This is a genomic window from Microbacterium sp. Marseille-Q6648 (assembly GCF_943181415.1).
Lineage (GTDB): Bacteria > Actinomycetota > Actinomycetes > Actinomycetales > Microbacteriaceae > Microbacterium.
This window is the reverse complement of the sequence record NZ_CALPBZ010000001.1, coordinates 920,837-946,044: the sequence shown is the minus strand read 5'-3', so window position 1 is coordinate 946,044 and position 25,208 is coordinate 920,837. Positions and strand designations below refer to the sequence as shown.

28 protein-coding genes and 1 pseudogene are annotated in these 25,208 nt (G+C 69.9%); 17 read left to right on the top strand and 12 right to left on the bottom strand.

The annotated features are described in order from the left end of the window. Nucleotides 1-40: 40 nt before the first annotated feature. From NFR93_RS04565 to NFR93_RS04555, 3 genes are read left to right on the top strand one after another with little or no spacing between them, the layout of a single operon-like run. Nucleotides 41-1,081 carry a 4-hydroxy-3-methylbut-2-enyl diphosphate reductase gene (locus NFR93_RS04565; protein WP_251451487.1) on the top strand — a complete coding sequence of 347 codons (1,041 nt, stop codon included), beginning with the start codon at nucleotides 41-43 and terminating at the stop codon, nucleotides 1,079-1,081. Then, nucleotides 1,078-1,704, top strand: coding sequence for a DUF6264 family protein (locus NFR93_RS04560; protein ID WP_251450389.1), 627 nt, complete (start codon nucleotides 1,078-1,080; stop codon nucleotides 1,702-1,704). The genes NFR93_RS04565 and NFR93_RS04560 overlap by 4 nt, the downstream gene beginning before the upstream one ends. Before the next feature lie 51 nt (nucleotides 1,705-1,755). Next, complete coding sequence (locus NFR93_RS04555) at nucleotides 1,756-2,310, top strand: MOSC domain-containing protein (RefSeq protein WP_251450387.1); 555 nt, start codon at nucleotides 1,756-1,758, stop codon at nucleotides 2,308-2,310. 283 nt (nucleotides 2,311-2,593) lie between these two features. Here the strand turns inward: NFR93_RS04555 and fbaA are convergent, their stop codons facing one another. Beyond that, entirely contained in the window at nucleotides 2,594-3,625 is a 1,032-nt protein-coding gene (gene fbaA, locus NFR93_RS04550; protein WP_251450385.1) for a class II fructose-bisphosphate aldolase, read from the bottom strand. Nucleotides 3,626-3,813: 188 nt separating this feature from the next. Here fbaA and glpX point away from each other — a divergent pair, with 188 nt between their 5' ends. Beyond that, nucleotides 3,814-4,803, top strand: a complete 990-nt coding sequence (gene glpX, locus NFR93_RS04545; protein WP_251450383.1) for a class II fructose-bisphosphatase — start codon at nucleotides 3,814-3,816, stop codon at nucleotides 4,801-4,803. A 136-nt stretch (nucleotides 4,804-4,939) separates the two neighbouring features. Next, entirely contained in the window at nucleotides 4,940-5,149 is a 210-nt protein-coding gene (locus tag NFR93_RS04540; RefSeq protein ID WP_251450382.1) for a UDP-N-acetylmuramyl pentapeptide phosphotransferase, read from the top strand. 40 nt (nucleotides 5,150-5,189) lie between these two features. Here NFR93_RS04540 and NFR93_RS04535 read toward each other — a convergent pair whose 3' ends face one another. Together NFR93_RS04535 and NFR93_RS04530 are read right to left on the bottom strand one after the other, a co-directional pair. Further along, nucleotides 5,190-6,506, bottom strand: a complete 1,317-nt coding sequence (locus NFR93_RS04535) for a DNA recombination protein RmuC (RefSeq protein ID WP_251450381.1) — start codon at nucleotides 6,504-6,506, stop codon at nucleotides 5,190-5,192. A 61-nt stretch (nucleotides 6,507-6,567) separates the two neighbouring features. Continuing rightward, nucleotides 6,568-7,176: a 3'-5' exonuclease gene (locus NFR93_RS04530; RefSeq protein ID WP_251450380.1), complete on the bottom strand. Its 609-nt coding sequence runs from the start codon at nucleotides 7,174-7,176 to the stop codon at nucleotides 6,568-6,570. Nucleotides 7,177-7,239: 63 nt separating this feature from the next. Here NFR93_RS04530 and NFR93_RS04525 point away from each other — a divergent pair, with 63 nt between their 5' ends. Further along, a complete protein-coding gene (locus NFR93_RS04525; protein WP_251450379.1) occupies nucleotides 7,240-7,989 on the top strand; it encodes a class I SAM-dependent methyltransferase in 750 nt (249 codons plus the stop codon). A gap of 20 nt (nucleotides 7,990-8,009) precedes the next feature. Here NFR93_RS04525 and NFR93_RS04520 read toward each other — a convergent pair whose 3' ends face one another. After that, nucleotides 8,010-8,720: a methyltransferase domain-containing protein gene (locus NFR93_RS04520; RefSeq protein WP_251450378.1), complete on the bottom strand. Its 711-nt coding sequence runs from the start codon at nucleotides 8,718-8,720 to the stop codon at nucleotides 8,010-8,012. A gap of 24 nt (nucleotides 8,721-8,744) precedes the next feature. Here NFR93_RS04520 and ychF point away from each other — a divergent pair, with 24 nt between their 5' ends. Together ychF and NFR93_RS04510 are read left to right on the top strand one after the other, a co-directional pair. After that, nucleotides 8,745-9,818 carry a redox-regulated ATPase YchF gene (gene ychF, locus NFR93_RS04515; RefSeq protein WP_251450377.1) on the top strand — a complete coding sequence of 358 codons (1,074 nt, stop codon included), beginning with the start codon at nucleotides 8,745-8,747 and terminating at the stop codon, nucleotides 9,816-9,818. Nucleotides 9,819-9,834: 16 nt separating this feature from the next. Next, entirely contained in the window at nucleotides 9,835-10,407 is a 573-nt protein-coding gene (locus tag NFR93_RS04510; protein WP_251450375.1) for an alpha/beta fold hydrolase, read from the top strand. A gap of 3 nt (nucleotides 10,408-10,410) precedes the next feature. Here NFR93_RS04510 and NFR93_RS04505 read toward each other — a convergent pair whose 3' ends face one another. Then, nucleotides 10,411-10,761 carry a LysR family transcriptional regulator gene (locus NFR93_RS04505; RefSeq protein ID WP_251450373.1) on the bottom strand — a complete coding sequence of 117 codons (351 nt, stop codon included), beginning with the start codon at nucleotides 10,759-10,761 and terminating at the stop codon, nucleotides 10,411-10,413. A gap of 205 nt (nucleotides 10,762-10,966) precedes the next feature. Here NFR93_RS04505 and NFR93_RS04500 point away from each other — a divergent pair, with 205 nt between their 5' ends. The 5 genes from NFR93_RS04500 (at nucleotide 10,967) to NFR93_RS04480 (ending at nucleotide 14,791) form a co-directional block, all read left to right on the top strand. Continuing rightward, complete coding sequence (locus NFR93_RS04500; RefSeq protein WP_285814539.1) at nucleotides 10,967-11,857, top strand: aldo/keto reductase; 891 nt, start codon at nucleotides 10,967-10,969, stop codon at nucleotides 11,855-11,857. Nucleotides 11,858-11,902: 45 nt separating this feature from the next. After that, nucleotides 11,903-12,886, top strand: a complete 984-nt coding sequence (locus tag NFR93_RS04495) for a squalene cyclase (RefSeq protein WP_251450371.1) — start codon at nucleotides 11,903-11,905, stop codon at nucleotides 12,884-12,886. A gap of 135 nt (nucleotides 12,887-13,021) precedes the next feature. Then, a complete protein-coding gene (locus NFR93_RS16050; RefSeq protein ID WP_353049897.1) occupies nucleotides 13,022-13,489 on the top strand; it encodes a hypothetical protein in 468 nt (155 codons plus the stop codon). Between the two features lie 25 nt (nucleotides 13,490-13,514). Further along, the gene (locus NFR93_RS04485) at nucleotides 13,515-13,817 is read left to right on the top strand and encodes a DUF7882 family protein (protein ID WP_251450370.1); all 303 of its coding nucleotides are present in this window, start codon (nucleotides 13,515-13,517) and stop codon (nucleotides 13,815-13,817) included. Next, a complete protein-coding gene (locus NFR93_RS04480; RefSeq protein WP_251450368.1) occupies nucleotides 13,814-14,791 on the top strand; it encodes a helix-turn-helix transcriptional regulator in 978 nt (325 codons plus the stop codon). Before NFR93_RS04485 ends, NFR93_RS04480 begins: the two co-directional genes overlap by 4 nt. 46 nt (nucleotides 14,792-14,837) lie before the next feature. On the opposite strand, the gene NFR93_RS04475 is transcribed toward NFR93_RS04480, so the two are convergent. Next, nucleotides 14,838-16,211 carry a sensor domain-containing protein gene (locus tag NFR93_RS04475; RefSeq protein WP_251450366.1) on the bottom strand — a complete coding sequence of 458 codons (1,374 nt, stop codon included), beginning with the start codon at nucleotides 16,209-16,211 and terminating at the stop codon, nucleotides 14,838-14,840. Beyond that, nucleotides 16,208-17,023 (bottom strand): alpha/beta fold hydrolase, encoded by an 816-nt coding sequence (locus NFR93_RS04470; RefSeq protein WP_285814538.1) that lies wholly within the window; start codon nucleotides 17,021-17,023, stop codon nucleotides 16,208-16,210. The genes NFR93_RS04475 and NFR93_RS04470 overlap by 4 nt, the downstream gene beginning before the upstream one ends. Nucleotides 17,024-17,205: 182 nt before the next feature. Here NFR93_RS04470 and NFR93_RS04465 point away from each other — a divergent pair, with 182 nt between their 5' ends. Next, nucleotides 17,206-17,652, top strand: a complete 447-nt coding sequence (locus NFR93_RS04465) for a MarR family winged helix-turn-helix transcriptional regulator (RefSeq protein ID WP_251450363.1) — start codon at nucleotides 17,206-17,208, stop codon at nucleotides 17,650-17,652. Nucleotides 17,653-17,685: 33 nt separating this feature from the next. On the opposite strand, the gene NFR93_RS04460 is transcribed toward NFR93_RS04465, so the two are convergent. Then, nucleotides 17,686-17,997, bottom strand: coding sequence for a DUF7882 family protein (locus NFR93_RS04460; RefSeq protein ID WP_251450361.1), 312 nt, complete (start codon nucleotides 17,995-17,997; stop codon nucleotides 17,686-17,688). A 68-nt stretch (nucleotides 17,998-18,065) separates the two neighbouring features. Continuing rightward, nucleotides 18,066-18,311 (bottom strand): annotated as a pseudogene (locus NFR93_RS04455) (DJ-1/PfpI family protein); the annotation flags it as partial. Nucleotides 18,312-18,468: 157 nt separating this feature from the next. Here NFR93_RS04455 and NFR93_RS15965 point away from each other — a divergent pair. Both NFR93_RS15965 and NFR93_RS04450 read left to right on the top strand, forming a co-directional pair. Next, entirely contained in the window at nucleotides 18,469-18,591 is a 123-nt protein-coding gene (locus NFR93_RS15965; RefSeq protein ID WP_285814537.1) for a hypothetical protein, read from the top strand. A 33-nt stretch (nucleotides 18,592-18,624) separates the two neighbouring features. Continuing rightward, the gene (locus NFR93_RS04450) at nucleotides 18,625-19,464 is read left to right on the top strand and encodes a DNA-formamidopyrimidine glycosylase family protein (RefSeq protein WP_251450359.1); all 840 of its coding nucleotides are present in this window, start codon (nucleotides 18,625-18,627) and stop codon (nucleotides 19,462-19,464) included. Nucleotides 19,465-19,481: 17 nt separating this feature from the next. Here NFR93_RS04450 and NFR93_RS04445 read toward each other — a convergent pair whose 3' ends face one another. Next, nucleotides 19,482-21,008 carry an MDR family MFS transporter gene (locus NFR93_RS04445; protein ID WP_251450357.1) on the bottom strand — a complete coding sequence of 509 codons (1,527 nt, stop codon included), beginning with the start codon at nucleotides 21,006-21,008 and terminating at the stop codon, nucleotides 19,482-19,484. 152 nt (nucleotides 21,009-21,160) lie between these two features. Between NFR93_RS04445 and NFR93_RS04440 the strand changes: the two genes are divergently transcribed. Further along, the gene (locus NFR93_RS04440; protein ID WP_502846272.1) at nucleotides 21,161-23,086 is read left to right on the top strand and encodes an ABC transporter ATP-binding protein; all 1,926 of its coding nucleotides are present in this window, start codon (nucleotides 21,161-21,163) and stop codon (nucleotides 23,084-23,086) included. Nucleotides 23,087-23,096: 10 nt separating this feature from the next. Here NFR93_RS04440 and NFR93_RS04435 read toward each other — a convergent pair whose 3' ends face one another. After that, entirely contained in the window at nucleotides 23,097-24,044 is a 948-nt protein-coding gene (locus tag NFR93_RS04435) for a glycosyltransferase family 2 protein (protein ID WP_251450353.1), read from the bottom strand. Beyond that, entirely contained in the window at nucleotides 24,041-25,207 is a 1,167-nt protein-coding gene (locus NFR93_RS04430) for a cysteine desulfurase family protein (RefSeq protein ID WP_251450351.1), read from the bottom strand. Before NFR93_RS04430 ends, NFR93_RS04435 begins: the two co-directional genes overlap by 4 nt. Between the last annotated feature and the right edge of the window lies 1 nt (nucleotide 25,208).

Below are 25,208 nucleotides of genomic sequence, written 5' to 3'. Positions count from 1 at the left end.
TCGAACGGTGAGTGCATCCACAGCGAACCCGGCCGTCCGAATGCCCGTGCCCCGTGTGCCACGGCGGCGCGAGCGTCTTCAGGATATCCCGGTGCCCGGACACAAGCGGGTGCTGCTGGCCGCACCCCGCGGGTACTGCGCCGGCGTCGATCGCGCCGTGATCGCCGTGGAGAAGGCCCTCGAGCGCTTCGGCGCGCCCGTGTACGTGCGCAAGCAGATCGTGCACAACATCCATGTCGTGTCCGAGCTCGAGGAGCGCGGCGCCATCTTCGTCGACGAGGTCGATGAGGTTCCCGAGGGCGCGCACGTCGTCTTCAGCGCGCACGGCGTTTCGCCGGCCGTGGTGAACGCAGCCGCGGACCGCCACTTGCAGGCGATCGACGCGACCTGCCCGCTCGTGACGAAGGTGCACCGCGAGGCCGTGCGCTTCGCCCGAGACGACTTCGAGATCCTGCTGATCGGCCACGAGTGGCACGAGGAAGTCGAGGGGACCGCCGGTGAGGCGCCCGACCACGTCACCGTCGTGAACTCGCCCGACGAGGCTGCCACCGTCGAGGTGCGCGATCCGTCGAAGGTCGTCTGGCTGTCGCAGACCACCCTGTCGGTGGACGAGACCATGGAGACGGTGCGCCGGCTGCGCGAGCGCTTCCCGAACCTGCAGGACCCGCCGTCGGACGACATCTGCTACGCCACGCAGAACCGTCAGGTGGCGATCAAGAAGGTCGCGAAGGACGCCGACCTGGTGATCGTCGTCGGTTCGGCGAACTCCTCGAACAGTGTGCGGCTGGTGGAGGTGGCGCTGGAGTACGGCGCCAAGGCCGCGTACCGCGTGGACTACGCGGATGAGATCGAGCAGGCCTGGTTCGACGGCGTCGAGACGGTCGGCGTCACCAGCGGCGCGTCGGTGCCGGAGGTGCTCGTCCAGCAGGTCCTCGACGACCTGCGCGATGCCGGGTTCGGCGACGTCGAAGAGGTCAAGACGGCGGAGGAGGACCTGATGTTCTCGCTTCCCAAGGAGTTGCGCCAGGATGCCGAGAGCCGCCGCGGCGGTCGCGTTTCGGCGGAGCGGTCGACCGCGTGAGCGCCGAAGGCGAGCTGTCGCGACCGCGGCCGCAGTACGGCGAGTACGCCACTCCCGAGGAGCAGCGCGCGCGCATCCGCCAGCCCGACGTCACGGCGGCGCTGGACACCGGGCAGAACCCCGATGAGGTCGCTGCGGTATCGGCGCACCGGCCCGCTGCCGGAAGGACCGGGTCGCCGGGTCCGGGTGCTGGCAGCGCGGACGGCGCGGCCGCCGCGCCCGCGCGGGCGACGCGGGGCCGTTCGATCGATCGCATCGTCACGATCGCGCTGCTGGCCTACGGTTTCGTCACGATGATCGGCGCGATCCCGGCGTTCATCGACTACGGCACGTACGCGTCCAACCTCCTCGAGACGATGGGGGTGGACGCCGAACTGTCCGATCCGGCGGCCGGCCGGCCGTGGGCGATCGCGGCCAGCCTGGTGCTCGCCTTCGGGTGGATGGTGACGGCGGCGCTCTCCGCGTGGAGCATGCGTCGCGGGCGCCTCTCGTGGTGGATCGCCCTGACCGGCGGGGTGGTCTTCACCTTCATCTCCGGCATCCTCATCGTGGTGCCTCTCCTGTCGGATCCCGAGGTCTTGCGCGCGATGCAGAGCTTCACGATCGGTGGGCTCGGCGGCTGAGGAGGACTCGGAAGTCCCGGTCGCTGCACGCCTCGTGCGTAGGATGACGGGATGCCGCGTCTGCTCGCCGTCTGCGCCGTCCGTCAGCTGCGTGAGGACGACGGGCCGGGCGCCATCGGAGTGACGGCGATCGACAAGGGCCCCATCGACGGCGCCGTGAAGATCGGCAGATTCGGCGCATACGGCGACGTGCAGGCCGATCGTCGCCACCATGGCGGTCTCGACAAGGCGCTGTACGCCTACGCCCAGGAGGATGCGGCCTACTGGGAGGAAGAGCTGGGCCGACCGCTGTCGCCGGGGTTCTTCGGGGAGAACCTGCGCACCGAGGGCATGGACGTGAACGCCGCCGTGATCGGGGAGCGCTGGCGCATCGGCGGCCGTGTCGAAGTGGTGGTCACGATGCCGCGCACGCCCTGCCAGACGTTCGCGCGCTGGGTCGGCGGCGCCGACCAGCGCGGCTGGGTGCGGCGCTTCTCGGACGCTCGCCGTCTGGGGCCGTACCTCAAGGTCGTCAAGACCGGGCACATCGAGGCCGGCGACGAGATCGTGGTGGTCTCCCGCCCCGAGGGCGCGCCGACCATTCTGGACGTGTACCGGGCTCCCTGACCACGCGGCACCCGCCCCCTTCGCCATTGATCGGCCGCACCGAGCCGTCACCTGTGTCCGTGCGAGGTGCCGCACCTGGACATACGTGACGGCTGGCGCTCTGACAGTCCCGGCAGGCCGCACCGAGCCGTCACCTGTGCCCGTGCGCGTTGCCGCACCTCGACATACGTGACGGCTGGCGCTCTGACAGCCCCGGCAGGCCGTTGTGACTGGCGCAGACCCCGGCGCGGGAAAGCCGAACGCCCCGCCCCGGAAGGGGCGAGGCGTTCGGAAGCGACCGGGATCAGGCGGCGAGGCTCTTGCCGTGCGAGCCCAGCTGTCGCGTGGCCTCGACCACGCGAGCAGCCATCGCGGACTCGGCGACCTTGCCCCACGCGCGCGGGTCGTAGGCCTTCTTGTTCCCGACTTCGCCGTCCACCTTCAGCACGCCGTCGTAGTTGGCGAACATGAAGCCGGCGATCGAGCGGGTGAAGGCGTACTGGGTGTCGGTGTCGATGTTCATCTTCACGACGCCGTTGGCCACGGCCAGTGCGATCTCTTCATCGGTCGAGCCGCTGCCGCCGTGGAAGACCAGGTCGAGGGGCTTCGGACCGGTGCCGAACCGCGCCGCGATGCCCTCCTGGATCTCGCCGAGCAGCTCGGGACGGAGCTTGACGTTCCCGGGCTTGTAGACACCGTGCACATTGCCGAAGGTGAGTGCCGAGATGTAGCGGCCGTTCTCGCCGAGACCCAGGGCCTCGACGGCCTTCGTGACGTCCGCGACGGTGGTGTAGAGCGCGTCGTTCGAGCCCTCGTGCTTGACGCCGTCCTCCTCGCCGCCGACGACGCCGATCTCGACCTCGAGGATGCCGTTGATGTTCTTCAGCCGGGGCAGCAGATCCTTGGCGATCTGGATGTTCTCGTCCAGCGGCACAGCGGAGCCGTCCCACATGTGCGACTGGAAGATGGGGTTGCGGCCGGCCCGTACCTCTTCTTCGGATGCTTCGATGAGCGGCATCACGAACCCGGGCAGTGCCTCCTTCGGGCAGTGATCGGTGTGCAGGGCGACCGTGATCGGGTAGTTCTTGGCGACCTCGGTGGCGAACCGGGCGAAGGCGAGGGCCCCCGCTGCACGCGCCTTGACGGTGTGGCCGGCGAAGTAATCCGCGCCGCCGGTGGTGACCTGGAGGATGCCGTCGGAGCCGGCTTCGGTGAGGCCCTGCAGGACGGCGTTGATCGTCTGCGAGCTCGAGACGTTGATCGCGGGATACGCGAAGCCGCCGGACTTCGCGCGGTCCAGCATGTCGGCGTACTGCTCGGGAGTGGCGACGGGCATGAATGCTCCTTGGTCGTATTCGGGCGTCAGGGTCACTCTATCCAAGCCGTCGACGGCGCACAGAGACGAGCGGATGCCGCATGCCCGAGGTGGCGCGGCATAACGCTCACGCAAGAATCGGCTTTTCTTCACCGCCGGATCGTGACATCCACGGTTTGGGAGGGGAACGATCTGGCTAGGGTGAAGCCATGGTGAGTCTGACCGCGGACATGAGCCCGCTGCATCCCGACCGGAACCTCGCACTGGAGCTGGTCCGCGCGACCGAGGCCGCGGCCATCCGCGCCGTTCCGTTCATCGGGCGGGGGGCGAAGGAGAAGGCGGACGCCGCCGCGGTCGACGCGATGCGGGCGTTCTTCACCACCGTCAACTTCGACGGCACGATCGTCATCGGCGAGGGCGAGAAGGACGAAGCGCCCATGCTGTTCAACGGGGAGAAGGTCGGAAACGGCCGCGGGCCCCGCGCGGATGTGGCGGTCGACCCGATCGACGGCACCACGCTGACCGCCGAGGGGCGCAACAACGCGCTGTCGGTCATCGCGGTCTCGGAGCACGGCACCATGCTGGACGCCTCGACGGTGTTCTACATGGACAAGCTCGTGACCGGTCCGGCCGGCGTCGGTGTGGTCGACATCCGCCTTCCGATCGGCGAGAACATCCGGCGCCTGGCGAAGGCGCTGGGCAAGCCCGTGGACGAACTCGTCGTCTCGGTGCTGAACCGTCCCCGCCACGAGCAGCTCATCCACGACATCCGCGAGGCCGGCGCGGGCACGCGACTCATGAGCGACGGCGACGTGGCCGGCGGCATCAACGCCGCCCGTCACAACGCACGGACCGACATGTGCGTCGGCGTGGGCGGCAGCCCGGAGGGCATCGTCACCGCCTGTGCGATCAAGGCGCTCGGCGGGCACATCCAGGGCCGGCTGTGGCCGCGCGACGACGACGAGAAGCAGAAGGGTGCTGATGCCGGGCTGAAGGTCGACGGCTACGTCTACGAAGCCGACGAACTCGTCACCGGCAGCAACACGATCTTCGTGGCGACCGGTGTGACCAATGGCGAGCTGGTGGCGGGCGTCCGTCGCGAGGGAGGCTACGTCTACACCGAGAGCGTCGTGCTGCGCGGTTCGTCCGGCACCCTGCGCCGCATCTCGTCGGAGCACCTCGTCTCGAAGTGGCTCTGACCCGCTGCTGGCCGGGATCGAACGCGGCGGACGGATCGTGACCGCGCCGTAACCCGGCCTCCCAGGGTTCTCTGGCACAATTGGTGACGGTGTCAACGGAGATGCTCGTCGTCGTTCCGAGCCCAAGGGGGTAGTGATGTCCGCACAGCTGAGCGGAACCTCACCGCAGACCGGTGCCATCGCCGTGGTGGCCGATGCCACCGACCCCGCGCGCCGTCCCGACGTGCTGCTGCGGGTCCGTCGTGACGAAGGCCACGAACTGAGCCCGTGGTGGATGATCGGCGCCTTCGTCGTCGTCTCGGGCGCGGTCATCGCCCTTCTCAGCTTCGTACCCGGCGGCGCCTGAGTCCCCTCCTCGCCGCGCCTGAGGCCTCTGCTTCCGGCGCTCAGTCGTCGGGGGTCGACACGCGCGCACGCACGTCCCCGAGATCCGCACGGACCGGTTCGGCGCCTGGGTCGGGCTCCGAGTCGTCCCACGGCGACGCATCGAGCAGCTCCGGGGCGGTCAGTCGCCGCGGCGTCGCTTCGACGGCTGCGGGCGCCGAGAGGGCGTCGAGGCGTGTCTGATCGATGCCGGGGAACCGTCGTGCGGTGACGAGCACACGCGATTCGAGCGATCCCACGAGCTTGTTGTAACTGTCCACGGTGCGTTCGATCGCGCGACGCATGTCGTCAGTGTGGCCGGCCAGAGATCCGAGTCGTTCGTACAGCTGGGAGCCGAGATCGAACAGTGTCCGCGCCTCCTGCGAGACGTCCTGCTGGGTCCACGTGAGGGCCACCGTCTTGAGCACGGCCCACAGGTTCACCGGCGAGGCGAGGGCCACCCGCTTCCCGAACGCGTAGTCCAGCAGCGACGGGTCGGCTTCGAGCGCGGACGACAGGAGCGACTCGCTCGGGACGAAGCAGATCACGAACTCGGGGCTCACCGCCAACCCCGCCCAGTACGCCTTCTTCGCCAGGGCGTCCACGTGCGCGCGGACGGCCTTGACGTGCTTGTCGATCAGGGCCTGCCGACGGGCGCCCTCGGCGCCCGTGGCCGTCACCGCGATCGCGCTGGCTTCGAGATAGGCGTCGAGGGGCACCTTCGCGTCGACGGCGATGGCTTTGCCGGCAGGCAGGCGGATGACCATGTCGGGACGGCCCGCTCCGGCATCCGATGCGAGGGAGGCCTGCAGATCGAAGTCGACGTGGCGGGTGAGTCCCGCGGCTTCGACGACCCGGCGCAGCTGGGTCTCGCCCCACACGCCCCGCGTGCTGCCCGAGCGCAGCGCGCCCGCGAGGGATTCGGTGGTCGCGCGCAGCGCCTCATCGCTCTCCTGCGCGCGCCGCAGCTGCTCGGCGAGCGTGGAGAACTGACGCGTGCGATCGCGTTCGAGGTCGTCGACCTTAGTCTGCATCGCCTCGAGCGTCTGCTGCACCGGTGACAGTGCGCGCAGCACCGTCTGCTCGCGGCGCTCGCGCTCCTCGCGCGCGGCCTGGTCGGCGCGGGTCTGGGCGATCAGATCGCGGTAGAGGATCTGCTGGTGCTCGAGTTGAGACTGGACCCCCTCGCGCGCGGCGGTCGCCGACGCGACCTGCGCCAGGAGCGAGGCGTGCTCCCGTGCCGATCGTGCCGAGGCCCGGGCGAGCCCGGCGACCCAGCCGGCGAGCGCGCCGATCAGCAGCGATCCGATGACGATGAGGGCCACGGTGAGTGCGTCCATGGTCTGAGCGTGCCTCATCCCTCCGACATCGGGTGCCGAGCTTCCCGCACGTCGGCGAGGCTCAGGCGACCGCCGCGGGGAAGAACGTGACCGGCGCCTCGGTGATCGCGATCTGCGAGACGCGGATCCCCGCTGCTGCCGCGAGGTCGTCAACGTCCGAGACCTGCAGCCGGCGTGCGATGTCGATCATGACGTGAGCGCACGCGAGAGCATCGGCGGTGGCGTTGTGATGGGCGAAGGAGCCGAATCCGGCCTCGGCCGCCACGAACGGCAGACGGTACGAGTCCAGCGCATAGACGCGGCGTGCGGCCTGAAGGCTGCAGGCGTAGCGATAGGGCGGGCACTCGTCGCCGGTGGCTTCGGACGCCCGTTTGAGGACCGCCATGTCGAATCCGGCGTTGTGGGCGACGAGGACGTCCGCACCCGCGAACGCGGCCAGGTCGGCGAGCTGCTCGCTCCACCCCTTCGCGTCGGCGACGTCCTCGGCGGTGATGCCGTGGATGCGCGTATTGAGGTCGAAGAAGCGGTCGTGACCCGCCGGCGGCCGGATGAGCCAGCCCGTCTGGGCGACCACCTCGCCGTTGCGGACCCTCACGAGCCCGACGGCGCACGCCGAGGCATTGCTGGAGTTCGCCGTCTCGAAGTCGATCGCGGTGAAGTCCAAGGGCACGGAACCACCATCGCCCTGCTCGTGGGGGATCGGCGTCAGGCGCGCCGGGCGTAGGGTCGACGCATGTCCGGACGTGAGGAGCTCTCGAGGTCGTTCGGTGCCGTGGCCGACGTGTACGAGTCGGGCAGGCCCGGTTACCCCTCCGAGGCGGTCGCCTGGATGCTCGCCCCGGTTCGCGCCGAGGGCCGCGTGCTGAGGGTCGCCGACGGCGGAGCCGGCACGGGCAAGCTCACCCGCGCTGCGGTCGAGTTCGGTGCCCAGGTCGTCGCCGTCGACCCGGATGCCGCCATGCTCGCCCAGCTGCGCGAGCGCGTCCACGGGGTTCCGACGTTCGTCGGTTCCGCCGAGCGGATGCCGCTGCCGGCGGCTTCCCTGGACGCCCTCCTCTACGGGCAGGCGTGGCACTGGGCGGACCCGACCGCCGCTGCGACCGAGGCGGCGCGGGTGCTGCGCGCCGGTGGGGTGCTCGGACTGATCTGGAACATCCGCGACGAACGCGAGCCGTGGGTGCGGCGCCTCACCGCGATCATGAAGGGCAGCCACGCGGAAGAGATGCTCGCTGCGGGAGACCCGCCGGTCGGACCGCCGTTCGGCGACCTCGAGCGGGCGCGGTGGAGGTGGTCGCAGCCGATGACCCGGGACGCGCTGTTCGCGATGGCCCGCTCGCGCAGCCACGTCATCACCGCATCAGCTCAGGAGCGAGCCCGCATCGAAGACGGCCTCGAGCTGCTGTGCGACGAGATCGGTGCCGTCGGCGACGACACGGTGGAGCTTCCGTACGTGACCAACGCGTTCCGAGCGCTGCGCCCCTGACGCGCCACGCGCGCGGCTCGTCAGGAGCGCACCGCGCCCACGACGGCCCACAACCCTGCGCGTCGGCGGTAATCGGCCGCGAAGCCGTGGCGTGCGAGCACGTCGACCATCGCCTGGGGCGGGTGGACGAACCCCCGGTAGGTGTGGCGGGTGAGCCTCATTCCGGCATTGGCGAGGACGCCGAGAGCCCGGGTGAGCAGCGTGCGGGGCGGATGGCTGAAGACGACGGCCCGGCGCGCGAGCGCCGCTGAAGCCGACAGCAGTCGGTCGTAATCCGGGTAGCAGCACACCACTCGATTGAGCACCACGATGTCTGCGGCGGCCACGGATGCCGGATCCACCGCGATGTCGATCCCCACGAGTCGCGTGACGGACGCCTGTCGCCCGGCTGTCCGTGCGAGCCGCGCGGCCTCCGGTTCGTACTGGCGCGACAGCTCGAGATTGGTCGTGTGCGCGGCACCGCGTCGCAGCAGCTCGAGCTGTATCTCGCCGATCCCGCCGCCCACCTCGAGCACGGTGGCGCCGGTCAAGCCGAGCGACGAGGCGAAGTCGATGACGACCTGCTCCGGCTTCGTCGGTCCGCGGCGCTCGTAACGACGCGCCAGCTTCCGAGCGAAGCGGGCGTCGAACACCTCGTCGTACCCACCCGGGGTCCGCGGGACGCAGCATTCGTCCACGGCCTCAGTATGCTCCGGCGATGCGTCCGGCGACAGGGCGGCAGGGCGCGGCATCCCGCGCACGTAGACTTGGGGCCCGTGGCTCTCACCATCGGAATCGTCGGACTCCCGAATGTCGGCAAGTCGACCCTCTTCAACGCCCTCACCAAGAACCAGGTTCTCGCCGCGAACTACCCGTTCGCCACGATCGAGCCGAACGTCGGGGTCGTGAACCTCCCCGACCCTCGTCTGCAGGTGCTCGCCGACATCTTCCACTCCGAGCGGGTCCTGCCCGCGGCGGTGTCGTTCGTCGACATCGCCGGCATCGTCCGCGGCGCCAGCGAGGGGGAGGGGCTGGGCAATCAGTTCCTCGCGAACATCCGCGAGGCCGACGCGATCGCCCAGGTCGTGCGGGGGTTCAGCGACGACGACGTCGTGCACGTCGAGGGCGCGGTGAATCCGCAGAGCGACATGGAGACCATCAACGCCGAGCTGCAGCTGGCGGACCTGCAGACGCTGGAGAAGGCCGTCACGCGGTTCGAAAAGGAAGTCAAGGGCAAGAAGCTCGATCCTTCTGTGCTGCAGGCGGCGCTCGAGGCCAAGGACGCTCTCGAACGCGGCGTCCTGCTGTCGGGCTCGGGTATCGACCTCGCACCGATCAAGGAGCTCGGACTGCTCACCGCGAAGCCGTTCATCTTCGTGTTCAACGTCGACGAGGCGGTGCTGACGGATGCCGGGCGCAAGGCGGAGCTCGCGGCGCTCGTCGCGCCGGCGCAGGCGGTCTTCCTCGACGCCAAGATCGAATCCGAGCTGATCGACCTCGACCCCGACGATGCCGCCGAGCTCCTGGCGTCGACCGGCCAGGAGGAGTCCGGACTCGACCAGCTGGCTCGCATCGGCTTCGACACCCTCGGCCTGCAGACGTACCTCACCGCGGGGCCGAAGGAAGCCCGCGCGTGGACGATCGGCAAGGGCTGGAAGGCGCCCCAGGCCGCGGGTATCATCCACACCGACTTCGAGAAGGGCTTCATCAAGGCCGAGGTCATCTCGTTCGATGACCTGGTCGCGCTCGGCTCGGTCGCCGAGGCCCGTGCGAAGGGCAAGGCGCGACTCGAGGGCAAGGATTACGTCATGCAGGACGGCGATGTCGTCGAGTTCCGCTTCAACGTCTGACGAAAGGACCGATCCCATGCCCGACTCCCAGATCTTCGAGCCGTCCGGTCGCGCCATCCCCTTCGTCGATGAGGGGGACGGACCGATCAAGCTCGTCCTCATCCCCGAGCCCGGCGAAGGGCGCGACGCCCTCGGGGTGGTGGGTCACTACCTCGCCGAGGAGGCCGGCTTCCACGTGATCCGCATCGGGCATCGTGCGGACGCCGACGGCTCGCCCTCGCTCGACGAGCGCGCCGAGGACGTCGTCGCCGTGATGGACCACCTCGGCCTCGACCGTTCGTGGATCGGCGGTCATGGCTTCGGCGGCACCGTCGCCCGCGCCGTCGTCGCCGGTCACGCAGACCGTGCGAGCGGCCTTCTGCTCCTCGGCGTCGAGGACGAGGACATCGCCCTCGCGCCGGTGATCCCCGTCCTCATCATCCAGGGAACCGACGATGGTGTCACGGTGCCGGCCAACGGCGACCGGCTGCAGTCCACGGCCCCCGAGCGTGCCAGCGTGAAGCCCCTCGACGGCGCAGGGCACCTCTTCCCGCTCACGCACCCGATCGAGACCGCGGTCATCATCGAGGAGTACCTCGACTGGGACTGAGGTCTACCGGCCCTGTCGCTTCTTGTACGGCTTCGGCTGACCCTTCACCACGGGTGCACGGCCCTTTCCCTTCGAGGCCTTGGCCTTGCCTCCGGCAGCAGGCTTCGGTGGTTGCGCAGCGGCGGGTGCCGCGGAGATCTGCGCTTTCGCCTCGTCCAGGAGCAGCTGCCCGGCGGGGCTCAGCACACTGCCCGACTTCGTGCGCGTGAAAAGCGGATGCCCGACCTCGGCCTCGAGGCGCTCCATCGACGAGTACAGCGCGGCCAGCGGGATCCCGAGCGCCTCGGCTGCGCGCGGGAAGTGCAGGTCGGCAGCCTCGACAGCCGCGAAACGTCGGAGATCGGCGAGCTTCACGTCTCCAGGGTACTGATCGGCGTGCCTGGCCGATCGAGGTGCGGCACCGGGTCTCGCGTCCGCCCCTCTCACACCCGGGTCGGTCCTGTCCAGCCTCGACCGAGCACGCGCGGTTCCTGGCAGGCTGGGACGACGCGACCGGGACTGATCCGGGAAGCGACCGGGCCGATCCCGAAGGACGGGCGGGTCCGAAGAAGGAGACGACGTGAAACAGCGCATCCTCGCCGGCCGGCAGGTCTCGGCGATCGGCCTGGGGGCCATGCCCCTGTCGATGAACAACGACAAGCAGATCCCCTCGCTCGAGGATGCCGTCGCCACAGTGCACGCGGCGCTGGATGCGGGCGTGACACTGATCGACACCGCCGATATCTACGCTCCTGCGTGGAACGAGATGGGGCACAACGAGCGGATCGTCGCCGAGGCGCTGCGCACGTGGGACGGCGATGCGTCGAGCATCTTCGTCGCGACCAAAGGCGGCATCACGCGCAGCGAGGGCGAGGTGTGGGGACGCGACGGCTCCGAGGCCTACCTGCGCTCAGCGGTCGAGCGGTCGCTCGAGATCCTGGGCGTCGACCGGATCGAGCTGTATCAGTACCACCGTCCTGACCGCTGGCTGGTCTACGGCGACGTCATGAAGGCGCTCGCCGCTCTTCAGGCGGACGGCCTCGTCCGGGCCGTCGGGATCTCCAATGCCAGCGTCGAGGAGATCGAGATCGCGCTGGAGGTGCTCGGCGAGGGCAACCTGGCGAGTGTGCAGAACGAGTTCTCGCCCAAGCACCCGGGCAGCATCGACGAGTTGCGCTTCTGCGGCGAGCACGGGATCGCCTTCCTGCCGTGGAGTCCGCTGGGCGGCACCGGTGGAGGAGCCCGCAGCGTCGGCGACCGGTTCTCCGCGTTCCGAGAGGTCGGCGACGCGCACGGCGTCAGCCCGCAGCAGGCGGTGCTGGCCTGGGAGCTCGCTCTGGCCCCGACGGTCATCCCGATCCCGGGAGCGCGGCGCGCGGCATCCATCATCGATTCGGCGAAGGCGGCCGATCTCGACCTCGACGCGGACGAGGTGTCCCGCCTGTCGGCGTCGGTCGGGATCTTCGACTGACCCCGTGCCGGACGGCGTGTCGGTGCTGCGAGATAGCGTGTGGGGATGACGTCGACCGACGACCTGCACGCCTGGCTGCTCGACGCGGATCCGGCCCTCCGCTGGCAGGTCGAGCGCGATCTGCTCGACGCGCCTCGGGATCAGTGGCAGGCGACTCGGTCGCGCGTGGCCACCGAGGGGTTCGGGGCCGCGCTCTTGAGGGCACAGGATCCGGACGGGCAGTGGGCCGGTGGTTCGTTCTTTCCCGCCGGATTCTTCGACGGCGACGAACCTCGCCAGCCGGGTCAGCCGTGGACGGCGACGACGTGGGTGCTGCGCGATCTGCGGGAGTGGGGCGTGGATGCGGCGGTTCTGGGCGACACCGCGGCACGATTGGCTGCCAACAGCCGGTGGGATTACGAGGACCTGCCGTACTGGGGCGGCGAGGTGGACGTGTGCATCAACGCGTACACTCTCGCCACCGGAGCCTGGCTCGGTGCGGACGTATCCGGGCTCGCCGCATGGTTCCCTGCGCACCAGCTCGAGGACGGCGGGTGGAACTGCGAGGCCGAAGAGGGGGAGTCCACGCGATCGTCGTTCCACTCGACGCTCAACGCGCTTCGCGGCATGCTGCAGTACGAGCAGCTGACCGGAGATGTCGGCCTGCGGGCATCCCGTCATCGCGGGCAGGAGTACCTGCTGCGGCGGCGACTGATGTACCGCGCCACCACCGGAGCCCTCGTCGGCGACTTCGTCGTGCGATTCGTGTACCCGAACCGCCACCGCTACAGCGCGCTGGCGGCGCTCGACTATTTCAGAGACGCCGCGCTCCACGACGCAGTCACCCCGGACCCCCGTCTCTCGGACGCCGTCGCCCTCGTGCGTGAGGCCCGGCGACCGGACGGCACCTGGTTGCAGTCCACTCCGCTCGCCGGGCGCACGTGGTTCCCGGTCGATGTCGACGAAGGCAGTCCGTCGAAGTGGCTCACCCTGTTCGGCTCGCGTGTGCTGCGATGGTGGGATGCCGCCTCGGCGGACGCTGCGATCTGAGTCGGATGCCGCGGTCGCAGGATCCGCAGCGTGCATGCCGCGAGGATCTGCATATATCTGCCCACGCACGGGCGCGGGCAGAATGGGTGATCCGGCCGACGCGGAGAAGAGGGGGCCGCGCATAGCGTTGCCGGCATGGACATCCCGCTCGTCGCAGGCACGGCCTCGACCGTGGTCTTCGCAGCGAGCAACCTGCCCATGCTGCGCAAGGCGCTGCAGACCGGGGACGTCTCGTCGTACAGCGTGCCGAGCCTCGTCATGATCAACGTCGCGAACCTCGTGTACTCGCTGTACGTCTTCACTCTCCCGATGGGGCCGATCTGGGCGCTGCACTCGTTCTACGTCGTCTCGTGCGCCATCATGCTCGTGCTGTGCATCGCACAGCGACGCGCAGGGAGGAACGAGGCGGGCGATGTCAAGCCCCTGGCACTTCGCAGCGCGGCGAGGGACAGTCGTCGATCGTGGGCGCGGACGTGGCGCTCGAAAGGAGATCGCGATGGGTTCCGACGTCGGCGCGACGACGCTCAGCGGACAATTGCTTCGCTCCGTGATCAGGCGGGGCGGCCGATTCCGACGAGCAAGGGTGGGGCACGCATCCTGTAGCAACGTCGGAAACGGAGTTGCTCGCATGGGGCGGTTGACCTACGAGGGAAGTGTCTCGCTCGAGGTCGATGACCGCACCCTGCTGCACCTGCAGATCGTCATCGGGAACAAGCTGAAGCGCGGCGAGCCCTTCCACTTCACCTGGACGCATGACCCCATGGAGGGCGGCGGGCGGACGTCGATCTGGATCCATCCCGGGGCGCAACTGGTGTACAAGTTCTCCAGTCGCCGCAGGCAGGAGCTGAACCGGTCGTGGATGGATGCCCTGATGTCGGGCGCGAACTCCGCCAGCGGGATGTACCTGCTGCGCGAACCGTCGGAATCGTGAGTTCGGAGGTCGGACCGGGGGAGGCGACGTCGAGGGGATCCGTGTGGGAGGAGTCGGTGCGCACCACCGATATCGCCACTGCGGAGAAGCTCGTCCAGCGGGTCTATCCGGTCGCGCAGCTGCGTGACTCCCGTCGGGAGTTCCTGTTCGAGCAGACGACCCGGGGTGCCGACGGCGTGACGTTCGCGCGCTTCCGGATCAGCTCCCGGATCGACATCGCGGTGGAGTTCCAGGGCGTGGCGGGCTATGGACTGCTCCTCGATGGGCGGTACGCGGCGCAGTCGCGGGGGGACGCCCTCGACACCACCCAGCCGTTCGTCTTCCGGCCCGGGCCGGGCTCGTCCATATCCGAGGGGCTCGACCTGCTCGTCGTGAACGTCCAGGACGACATGCTCCGTCAGGCGGTCGCCCGTCGGGAGGGTGTCGAGGACGCGCGCATCGACTTCTCGCGGACCGCGCCGGCGTCGCCGGAGCTCAGCCGGCACTGGCAGCGAACGGTGGCGTACGCGTGGCGGAGCGTCGCTCAGGTGCCGGAGGTGTTCCGCAACGACCTCGTCCGGACGGCGACGTTCGACGCGGTCGTCGCGGCGGCGCTTGCGGCATTCCCCGTCGATGTCGTCCACGCCGGACGCATTCCGCCGGATGCGGCGCTGCCGTCTGCGCTTCGGCGGGCCCGCGCGTTCATCGACGACCACGCAGACCAGCCCCTGACGGTGCAGCAGATCGCAGAACAGGCGCGCGTGTCGGTTCGGACGCTGCAGAACGGCTTCCGTCGGGAGCTCGACACCACGCCGCTCGGGTACCTGCGTCGCGTGCGGCTGCTGCACGCCCGCGACGAGCTGCTCGACGCGCAACCGGGGGAGAAGTCCGTCGTGGAGATCGCGCACCGCTGGGGATTCGCGAGCCCGAGCCGCTTCGCCGCCGAGTATCAGGAGCTGTTCGGAGAGAAGCCCTCGCGCACGCTGCGGCGGTAGACGCGGTGACGGCTGGAGCCGCCCATCTCCGAGCGCGCAGTCGGCGTCAGAGCAGGTCGACGAGCCGCTCGATCGTGACGCGGTTCTTGCCGGCGCCCTTCGACTCGTACATCGCGCCGTCCGCGCGCACGAGAAGGTGCTCGGGGTCGGGGCGGGGGTCCTCCTGCGGACGATAGAGCGAAACGCCGACGCTCACCGACGGTGAGATCAGCCCGGAGTCCACGGTGATCGGGTCCTGGGTCATCGCGAGGATGCGCTCGGCGATGGCCTCGGCGGCTTCCTGGTCGGCATCCGCGCAGATGGCGACGAATTCGTCCCCGCCGATGCGACCGACGACGTCCCCCGCGCGCACGCCGTGCATGAGGCGCGCGGCGAGCTCGGTGAGGACCATGTCGCCGGCCGCGTGGCCGAACCGGTCGTTGATGCCCTTGAAGTCGTCCACGTCGAGGAAGAGGACCGCCAGCGGGGTGCGCTCGTTCCACGCGGTGCGGATCGCGTCGTCGAGACTCTGCTCGAGCAATTGACGGTTGCCGACGCCAGTGAGCTGGTCGTGCAGGGCGAGGAAGGCGAGACGGCGCTGGTAGCGCAGACGGACGAGCGTCTGCGACGCCTGCCGGCCCAGCGCCTGCTGCAGGTCGTAGAACTGGTCGTCGAACTCGCGGTCGCGGCCGAAGAAGCACACCAGCACGCCCAGCCGGTCGCTCTCGTCCAAGAGCGGCGTGACGCTCAGCGCCTCGAGTCGGGTCTCGCGCATGGCGGCGGCGAGCTCGGGGAACTGCGTCTGCGCGGCCTTCTCGGTGACGGCGACGACCCGTGGCGTGTTGCGGAGCGTGACGACCGGCGGCACGCGACCCGCGAGCGGGTTCACGCCGCCCGCCAGCACGAGATCGCCCTCGTCGTCCCACAGGAGCACCGCCGCCTCCCGCGCGCTGAAGGCGGTTCGCGCGACGTCGGCAAAGGCGTGCGCGACGTCCTCCGCGCTCGCTGTCAGCCCGAAAGTGCTCGAGACCTCCTGCAGCACGCGCACGCGGGCCTCGGAGGACTCGGCCGCTCGTCGAGCGTGAACAAGGTCGCGCTCGTACCGGATCCGCTCGGTCGCGTTGAAGACCGCCGTCCGCACGACGCCGGTCGCGGCGTCCCGCAGCGAGTTGACCAGGACCGGGATGCCGTGGCCGTCGGTCCGGCGGATCGTCAGTGCTGCCTCGTCGACCCTCCCCTGCAGGTGCAGCGACTGCACGTGCCGCGTCTCGTAGAACAGGCGGCTCCCGGGATCGAGAAGGTCCGCGAAGGGCGTGCCGATGATCTCCCGCGACTGCCCCGTCCACTCGAGGAACGTCGAATTCGCCTCGAGGACGGTGCCGTCGGGCGATGTCGCCACGAGCCCGCACGGGGCGAGATCGAACCAGCTGTCCGCGCTCACGCCAGGAACTCCCGGATCTCGGCGATGACGGCGTCGGGCGCGGAGAGGATGGGGACGTGCCCGGTGGCTTCCAGAACAGCCAGTCGACTGCCGGGGATCGCGGCGTGGACGTAGTCGCCGACCGTGCGGGGGGCGAGTGCGTCGCTGCTGCACTGCAGCACGAGGGTCGGCACCGAGACCGCGCGCAGGTCATCCCGATTGTCGGAGAGGAAGGTCACGCGCGCGAAGTGCCTCGCGATCGCCGGATCGACGCGGCAGAAGCTCGCCGTCAGCGCATCGCTCAGGTCCGGGCGTTCGGGGGTCCCCATGATCACCGGGGCGAACTCCCGCGACCAGCCGAGGTAGTTCGCGTCCAGCGAGTCGAGCAGGCTCGAGATGTCGTCGAGCTCGAAGCCGCCGTCGTACTCTGCATCGTTGACATATCGGGGCGAGGGGGTCACGAGCACCAGGGCGCCGAATCGCGACGGATCGCGGTTCGCCGCGAGCACCCCCACCATCGCACTCACCGAGTGCCCGACCAAGACGACGTCCGTGGCGTCGATGGCTTCGAGGATCTCGAGCAGATCCCCGGCATAGCCGTCGAGGGAGTCGTACCGGCCGGGGTGGTAGGCGCTCAGGTCGGATCCGCCGGCTCCGACATGATCGAAGAGCACCGTTCGATGGTCGGGTGCGAACGCGGGCGCCACCGCACGCCAGACAGCCTGGTCGCAGCCGAAGCCGTGCGCGAAGACCATGACGCGCCCGTATGGGTCGCCGCCGACGGTGACGTTGTTGCGTCGGAGCGCGTCCGACGCCTGCACGGCTGCGGTCATGGGCGCTCCTCGGGTCGAAACGCGGCGTACTGCATGACCGCACTGCTGAGCGTAGACGACGGCGTCGACAATCCGGTATCGGGGCACGCCCTGCCGCGTAGCGCGACGGGACATGTGAGTGCAAGGGGCAGGTCGAAAGTCAGGGGGCGACCTACACTTTCGGCAGTCGAGGGGAGTGGCGCGTGGGCGAACAGGCGACGGCGGTCGAGGCGGCCCGGGCGGTCGAGCGACTGAGATTGGCCGAAGCGCGCCTGGCACGCCGGCGGCAGACGCAATGCGGGCCGAGCGAGACCGCTCGTGCGGCGATGCGGTACGTCTACGAGAGTTCCGACGCCGGTGTCGACGTCACGCCCACCATGGTCGCCGATCACGTCGGCGTCTCGACAGCATCCATGACGACGATCCTCGATCGGCTCCGCACCGGCGGTCTGATCGTCTTCGAGCGGAATCCGGATGACGGTCGGAGCAAGTTCGTGCGGCCGCTCGACCGCTCGGCGGACGCCGATGACATCGACCCGTTGACCGCGCACGTACGGCGTCTCGCCGACAACCTGAGCGCGGTCGACATGGAAGAGGTCGTGCGCTTTCTGACGCTCATCACGGACGCGGTCGACCGGGAATGCACCTGAGCACATCGGCGAGCACGTCCGGCCTGGCCGGGCTCACCCGGAGGCTGCGGCGTTCTCCTCGTCGGGCTCGGCGACGATCCGCAGTCCGTGGGGTCCCGCCGCTTCGAGCATGAGCGCGTCGACCCACGCCCGGTTGAGCCGTGGGGCTCGAGATCCGTAGAAGTGGAAGACGATCGGCACCGCGGGATGGACCCACAGGGACCGCACACCGGGGGGATCGGGAAGGTGGAACATGAAGGGCTCGAGTCGCCGCAGCTTGTTCATGAACACCACGCGGAGGTGCGCCAGGACGCGGTCGTCGATGTCGAGCGATCGAGAATCGCTGCCATAAACGAGTTTTCCCACATCCACAACGTAGAGCGAGAAGGCGGGCTTACTAAATGAAGTAAGCCCGCCTAATCATCCGATCGGGGTCATGCCGTCTGGCCGGCGTGCTCGCCTTCGGCCACCTCTTCGATGAGCTTGTCGTTGAAGGCCGGCAGGTCATCCGGCGTGCGACTCGACACCAGGCCCGCGTCCACCACGACCTCTTCGTCGACCCAGGTGGCGCCGGCGTTGCGCAGATCGGTCTTGAGGCTCGGGTAGCTCGTCAGCGTGCGGTCGGCCACCACTCCCGCCTCGATGAGAGTCCATGCTCCGTGGCAGATCACCGCGACCGGGGCATCGGGTGGGCGGTGCGGGTCGGCGACCACCGCTCGCCACGTTACGTCGGGCGTCGGTCCGGGCGAGGGGGTTGCATCGACCGTCGTCGTCGACTACTCACGTGACGCACGGTGCTTCCGTGCCGATGTCGGCCTCCGCGGTTACGATGGGGGAATGTCGACCTCATCCTCCACCACGCCCCTTCAGCCCGTCACCGACGAGAAGAACCTGCTCGTCACGGCCTCGGACGACTCCGCCGGCTCGTGCTGCGGCGGCGGATGCTGCGGCGGCAGCTGACCCCGCCGGCCGCACCGGCCGCCCGTTGACGCCATGCCGGAGTCGCCGGAAGTCCAGATCCTCGCGGAGGATCTCGATCGCGCGCTCACCGGCAGGCGCATCCAGGACATCGATCTCATCGAGGCGCGCGTGTGGAAGACCCGCGAGCGCCCCGCTGCGGGTATCGCCGGATGCCGCATCACGGGTGTGTCCCGATACGGCAAGCACGTCGATCTCGAGATCGACCGCGGAAGTCTCGTCGTCTCGTTCGGTCGTGCCGGCTGGGCCCGTCTGCGTGCTCCGGAACCCGCGTCCGCGGCAATGGACCCCGACGCCCCGCCGGTCGTGGCCGCCATCTCTTTCGATGACGGCAGCGCGCTCGATCTGACGGATGCGGGGGAGTGGCTGTCGCTCGGCCTCTCGTGGGTCGACGAGCCGCTGCAGGTGCCCGCGATCGCCAAGCTGGGGCCGGATCCGATGGGCCCGGCGTACACGCGTGAGGATTTCGCCCGCGCCGTGGACGGCCGACGCAAACGCCTCAAGGCGCTCCTGGTCGAGCAGGAGAGCTTCTCGGGTGTCGGAAACGCCTACTCGGACGAGATCCTCCACACGGCGAGGCTGTCGCCCTTCACACACGCGGCCGCCCTCACCGACGAGGAGAAGGACCGTCTGTTCGCCACCGTCCGCGCCGTGCTCATCGACGCCACCGCGGCCCGGCGCGACACGCCGCCCGCGGAGCTGAAGGCCGCGAAAGTCGCCGCGATGCGCGTGCACGGCCGGGCAGGGGACCTGTGCGGCGTCTGCGGCAGCCCGATCCTCGACGTGCCCGGAACCAGTCAGGGCGCCCAGTACTGTCCCGGCTGCCAGACCGGCGGGGAGCCTCTGCCGGAGTGACGCAGGGCGGCCTCGCCTCAGTGGGCCGCGGGCACCGGGCCCTGGTCGTCAGCGGGCTTGCGGATCAGGAAGGCGCCGACGATGAGCGGCAGCGACACGAATGCCGCCACGAGGAACGCGGTCCGGGTTCCCACCGCGCCGGCGGTGATTTCGTCCAGTCCGGCGCCGACGGCATCCGCGGCGACGGAAGAGTAGATCGTGATCAGCAGCGCGATGCCCGCGGCGCCGGCCACCTGCTGCGCGGTGCCCAGAATGGCGGAGCCGTAGGAGTAGAACTTCGGCTGCAACGAGGCCAGAGATGCCGTGAACAGGGGCGTGAACGACATCGCCAGTCCCAGCGACAGCACGGTCTGAGCGATGGCGATCGTCCACACCGTGGTCGACGCGTCGAAGGTGGTGAAGATCCACAGCATGCCCGAGGCGATGATCGACCCGGGAATCAGCAGCACCTGCGTGCCTCTCTTGTCGTAGATGCGACCGATGACGGGACCGGCCAGGCCCATCACCAGCGCCCCGGGCAGGACCACCAACCCGGTCTCGAGAGCGGACACCTGGAGGACGTACTGCATGTAGAGGGGCACGACGGTGATCGTGCCGAAGAAGGCGATCGACAGCAGCGTCATCTGGATGATCGACAGGGTGAAGTTGCGCGAGCGGAAGACCCGGAGATCGAGCAGAGCATCGTCATCCCTCTGCAGGCGCAGCTGACGCCACACGAACAGACCGAGCGTGATGACCGACACCGAGAGGGCGACGACGAGTGCGATCGTCGAGGTCGTCCCGGCCGCCGCCTCTTCGGCCGCGGTGCCGCCGCCGTGACCCGAGGCGCCGCCGATCTGGCTGAGGCCGTAGACCAGCCCGCCGAAGCCGAAGGCCGACAGGATCACCGAGAGCACGTCGATGGGGGCGCGGGTCGTCTCGCCGAGGTTGTGGATCCAGCGGGCTCCGATCGCGAGCGACACCAGGGCGATGGGCAGCACGACGCCGAAGTTCGCGCGCCAGCCGACGGTGTCGAGCAGGAAGCCCGAAAGGGTCGGGCCGATGGCGGGAGCGAGCGAGATGACGATGCTGACGCGCCCCATCATGCGGCCGCGCGAATGGGCCGGCACGAGGTTCATGATCGTCGTCATGAGCAGCGGCATCATGATCGCGGTGCCCGACGCCTGGATGACGCGGGCCACCACCAGCAGCTCGAACCCCGGAGCAAGGAGTGCCGCGAGGGTGCCGAGCGAGAACAGGCTCATCGCGGTGATGAACATCTGCCGCGTCGTGAAGCGCCGCAGCAGGAATCCCGTGACCGGGATCACGATCGCCATCGTCAGCATGAACGCCGTCGTCAGCCACTGCGCGGCGACGGCGGTGATGCCGAGATCGGTGATGAGGTGCGGGATCGCCACACCCATCGTGGTCTCGTTGAGGATCGCGACGAACGCGGCGGCCAGCAGCAGCCAGATCACGCGGTTCTCGGCGGCGGTGAGCTTCGATCCCTGCGGGACCGGGATGCCGCCGGTGGCCGGAGCTGCGCTGGTGTCGGTCGCGGCCATGCGTACTCCTCGGCGTGTCTGAAGGCGCCACCGCAGGATGGACCCCCGGATGGCAAGCCTCCAGGATAACCACGGGGTCCGACAGGGCATTCCCGACCGGGTGAAACCGGAGCCCGTCGATCCGCGCGTGGCTAGGCTTGGCCTCCATGAGCATGGGGCGCGGGGGCGGCGGCGGAGGTGGCGGCCACCCCGGCGGCGGCGGCGGCTTCCGCGGCGTCGACATCGAGGCGCAGAAGCGCATCAACGCGCAGGCTCCCCGCATCCCCGACCTCGGCCGCCGCGTGGTGGCGCTGTTCCGTCCGTACCGCGGCCGCATCGTCGCCACCGGAGCCCTGGTGATCGCCGGTGCCGCGATCGCGGTGATCCCGCCGCTCATCGTGCAGCGGGTGTTCGATGACGCGCTGTTCCCGCTCGACGGCGGTCGGCCGGACCTGTCGCTGCTGGCCACCCTCGTGGCGGCGATGATCGGACTCTTCCTGCTGTCGGCGATCGTGGGTGTGGCGCAGACCTGGCTCACGGCCACCGTCGGCAATCGCGTCACCGGAGATCTGCGCGTGCGCCTGTTCGAGCACCTGCAGTCCATGGAGCTCGGCTTCTTCACCCGCACCAAGACCGGGGTGATCCAGTCGCGTCTGCAGAACGACGTGGGCGGCGTATCGGGCGTGCTCACGAACACCGTCACGAGCATCCTCGGCAACGCCGTCACCGTGATCGCCTCGCTCGTGGCGATGATCATCATCGACTGGCGCCTGACCCTCATCGCGGTGGTCGTGATGCCGTTCCTCGTCGTGGTGCAGCGACGTGTCGGCCAGGTCCGCGCCCGCATCGCCGGCGAGACTCAGGAGTCGCTCTCGGAGCTGACTTCCATCACCCAGGAGACGCTGAGCGTGTCGGGGATCCTGCTGTCCAAGTCGTTCAACCGGCAGCGCACCGAATCCGCACGGTACGGCGACGAGAACGTCAACCAGGTGCGTCTTCAGGTGCGCCGTGCGATGAGCGGCCAGGGCTTCTTCGCCGTGGTGCAGGTGATGATGGCGAGCGTCCCGGCGATCATCTATCTCGTCGCGGGGTACCTCGTCGCCGGCGGGGCGGCCGAGATCACGGCGGGCACGATCGTGGCCTTCACCACCGTGCAGGCCCGGCTCCTCATGCCGCTCATGGGCCTCATGCGCGTGGCCCTCGATCTGCAGACGTCCGCCGCGCTGTTCGCCCGCATCTTCGAGTACCTCGACCTGGTGCCGGCGATCCAGGACGCCCCCGACGCGCTGTCGGTCGAGCAGGCGCCCGGTCCGATCGGGCGGATCGAGTTCCGTGATGTCGTCTTCCGATATCCGGATGCCGCACCCGACAGCCGCCCGACCCTCGACGCGGTGAGCTTCACCGCCGACCCGGGTCAGCACGTCGCCTTCGTGGGTCCCTCCGGCGCCGGCAAGACCACGGTGCTCTATCTCACGCCCCGGATGTACGAAGCCGCGGCGGGACAGGTGCTCTTCGCGGGCGAGGACGTCCGCCGGCTCCGGCAGGAATCCATCGTCGATCACGTCGGCATCGTGTCGCAGGAGACGTACCTCTTCCACGCGACCATCCGCGAGAACCTCCGCTATGCCAAGCCCGACGCCACCGATGAAGAGGTCGCCGCCGCGTGCCGGGCCGCGAACATCCACCACGTCATCGAGGGATTCGAGCGGGGGTACGACACCGTCGTCGGCGAGCGCGGGTACCGGCTCTCGGGCGGGGAGAAGCAGCGGATCGCCATCGCGCGCGTGCTGCTGAAGGACCCGCCGGTGCTGCTGTTGGACGAGGCGACCTCCGCCCTCGACACCGTCTCGGAACGCGTCGTGCAGGAGGCCTTGGATGCCGCCGCCCGCGGCCGCACGACCCTCACGGTCGCGCACCGGCTGTCGACCATCATCGGCGCCGACATCATCCACGTCGTGGAGGCGGGGCGCATCGTCGAATCAGGAACCCACGCCGAACTCCTCGCAGCCGGGGGGCTCTACGCAGACCTCGCGGCGGAGCAGCTCGCGGCCAGCCGCATCCTCGAGGCGGAGAAGGCGGCGGAGTCCGCGGCATCCTGAGATCGGGTCCTCACCACAGCAGGGCCGGAGCGACGTCGCCGTCCGGTGCACCCCCGCGGTCCGCGAGTCGTCGCACGAAGGCGCCCAGCGCCCGACGGTACCGGGTGTCGGGGTGCGTGCGCGCGATCGTGACCAGCGGCGGCAGGTCCATCGCCAGGATCAGGTCGACCCGCGCCCGCGCGGCGGCGGTGTGGCCGGAAGCGTCGAGCACCCCGATACCCGCCTCGAGCGCCTCGAGGTAGTCGTTCAGCACGTCAAGCCGCTCGCGGTGCTGGGTGATGGACGAGCCGTCGGCGCGTTCCCGCCACTCCACGACGACGTCGGGGACGACGTCGATCCCGCGCGCGTGGGCGTACAGCAGCTGCGCGACGACCTGGTCCTCGTAGGCCTTGCCGACGGGGAAGCGCAGGCCCGCCCGTCGCCACAGATCGATGCGGCTCACCTTCGACCACGCCACGATGTTGCCGGCGACCTGAGGATGCTCCCGCAGCGAGGTTCCGGTGCGGACGGGGTCGGTCGCCGAGCGCACCCACGGCTGGACCGTTCCCGGGGTGTAACCGCCGGCGCCATCGGGCCGCAGTCGGACGTACGCGCCGACGGCGACGTCGCTTCCCGAGGCGTCCAGGGAGTCGACGAGCCGCTCCAGGGCACGGGGGCGCATGCGGTCGTCGGCGTCGAGGAATCCGACGAACGGCGTGTCGACGAGGTCGAGTGCGGTGTTGCGCGCGGCGCCGAGGCCGCGGCGCGCGTCGTGCCGCATGAGGCGGAAGCGCTCGTCGCGCGCGGCCGCGTCCGCGAAGATGCGTCCGGTGTCGTCGGTGGACGCGTCGTCCACGAGAAGGGCCCGCCACGTCGGGAGCGTCTGCGCCTCGAGGGAGGAGAGGGCCTCCGCCGCCCAGGGTCCCACATCGTATCCGGGGACGATGATCGTGACGACGGGTGCGGGCGTCGGGGTCACCCGTCCGATCGTACCGCTGCCACGGAGGCGGCCACCGCGTCCGCGACGGCGTCGAGCGGCTGGGCGAGCGAACGGGGGAGCGTGAAGCGCACCGCGGTCCGGGCGACTTCGGCGTCGATGCCCAGCGCGGTGAGGACGTGCGAGGGCTCGTCGCTGCCGGCCGCGCAGGCCGAGCCGCTCGAGGACACGACCCCTCGTCGCTCCAACTCGAGCAGGACGGCTTCGCCGCTCGTGCCCGCGAAGGTGAAGCTGGCCGTGCCCGCGAGACGATGCACCGGATCGCCGGTGAGACGAGACGAGGGAACGAGGGCGAGCACCCGGGCGATGAACGCGTCCCGCCAGGCCCCGACGCGGCGGCTCGCCTCATCCCGCTCGGCCTCGGCCAGTTCGAGGGCGGTGGCGAGGGCGACGGCGCCGGCGACGTCCTCCGTGCCGCCGCGCCGCCCCTGCTGCTGTCCGCCGCCGTGCAGGACGGGCTCCAGCGGAAGGCGGGAGCGCACTCCCAGCACGCCGGTGCCTTTCGGCGCGCCGATCTTGTGGCCGGCGACGGTTATCGCGTCCACGCCGAGCTCCCGTGCCGACAGCGGCAGCCACCCGGCCGCCTGCACGGCGTCGATGTGCACCGGGATGCGGCGGTCCCCGGCGGCCGTGCGGACGGCCGCCGCGATGGCCGCGACGTCCTGCACGGTGCCGATCTCGTTGTTGGCGTAGCCGAAGCTCACCAGGACGGTGTCGGCACGGATCGCCTCCGCGACGGCATCCGCATGCCAGCGTCCACCCGGATCCACCGGCACGAGCGAGACGTCGACCCCGTGGATGCGGGCGAGGTGATCGGCCGAGGCGAGCACGGATTCGTGCTCGATCGGGGAAGTGACGAGGTGGCCCGGGCGCACCGCGCGGGGTCCCGTGACGGCGGCGACGACGAGGCCCTTCACGGCGAGATTGTTGGACTCCGTGCCGCCCGAGGTGAGGACGATGTCGGCCGGACGCATCCCCAGCACGTGCGCGACACGGGCGCGAGCGTCCGCGAGGGCGGCCGCCGCGGCCTCGCCGACCGTGTGATGGCTGGAGGGATTGCCGAAGGTGCGGGCGAGGTAGGGGGCCATGGCCTCGAGCACTTCGGGACGGACGGGCGTCGTCGCGGCGTTGTCGAGGTACAGCATG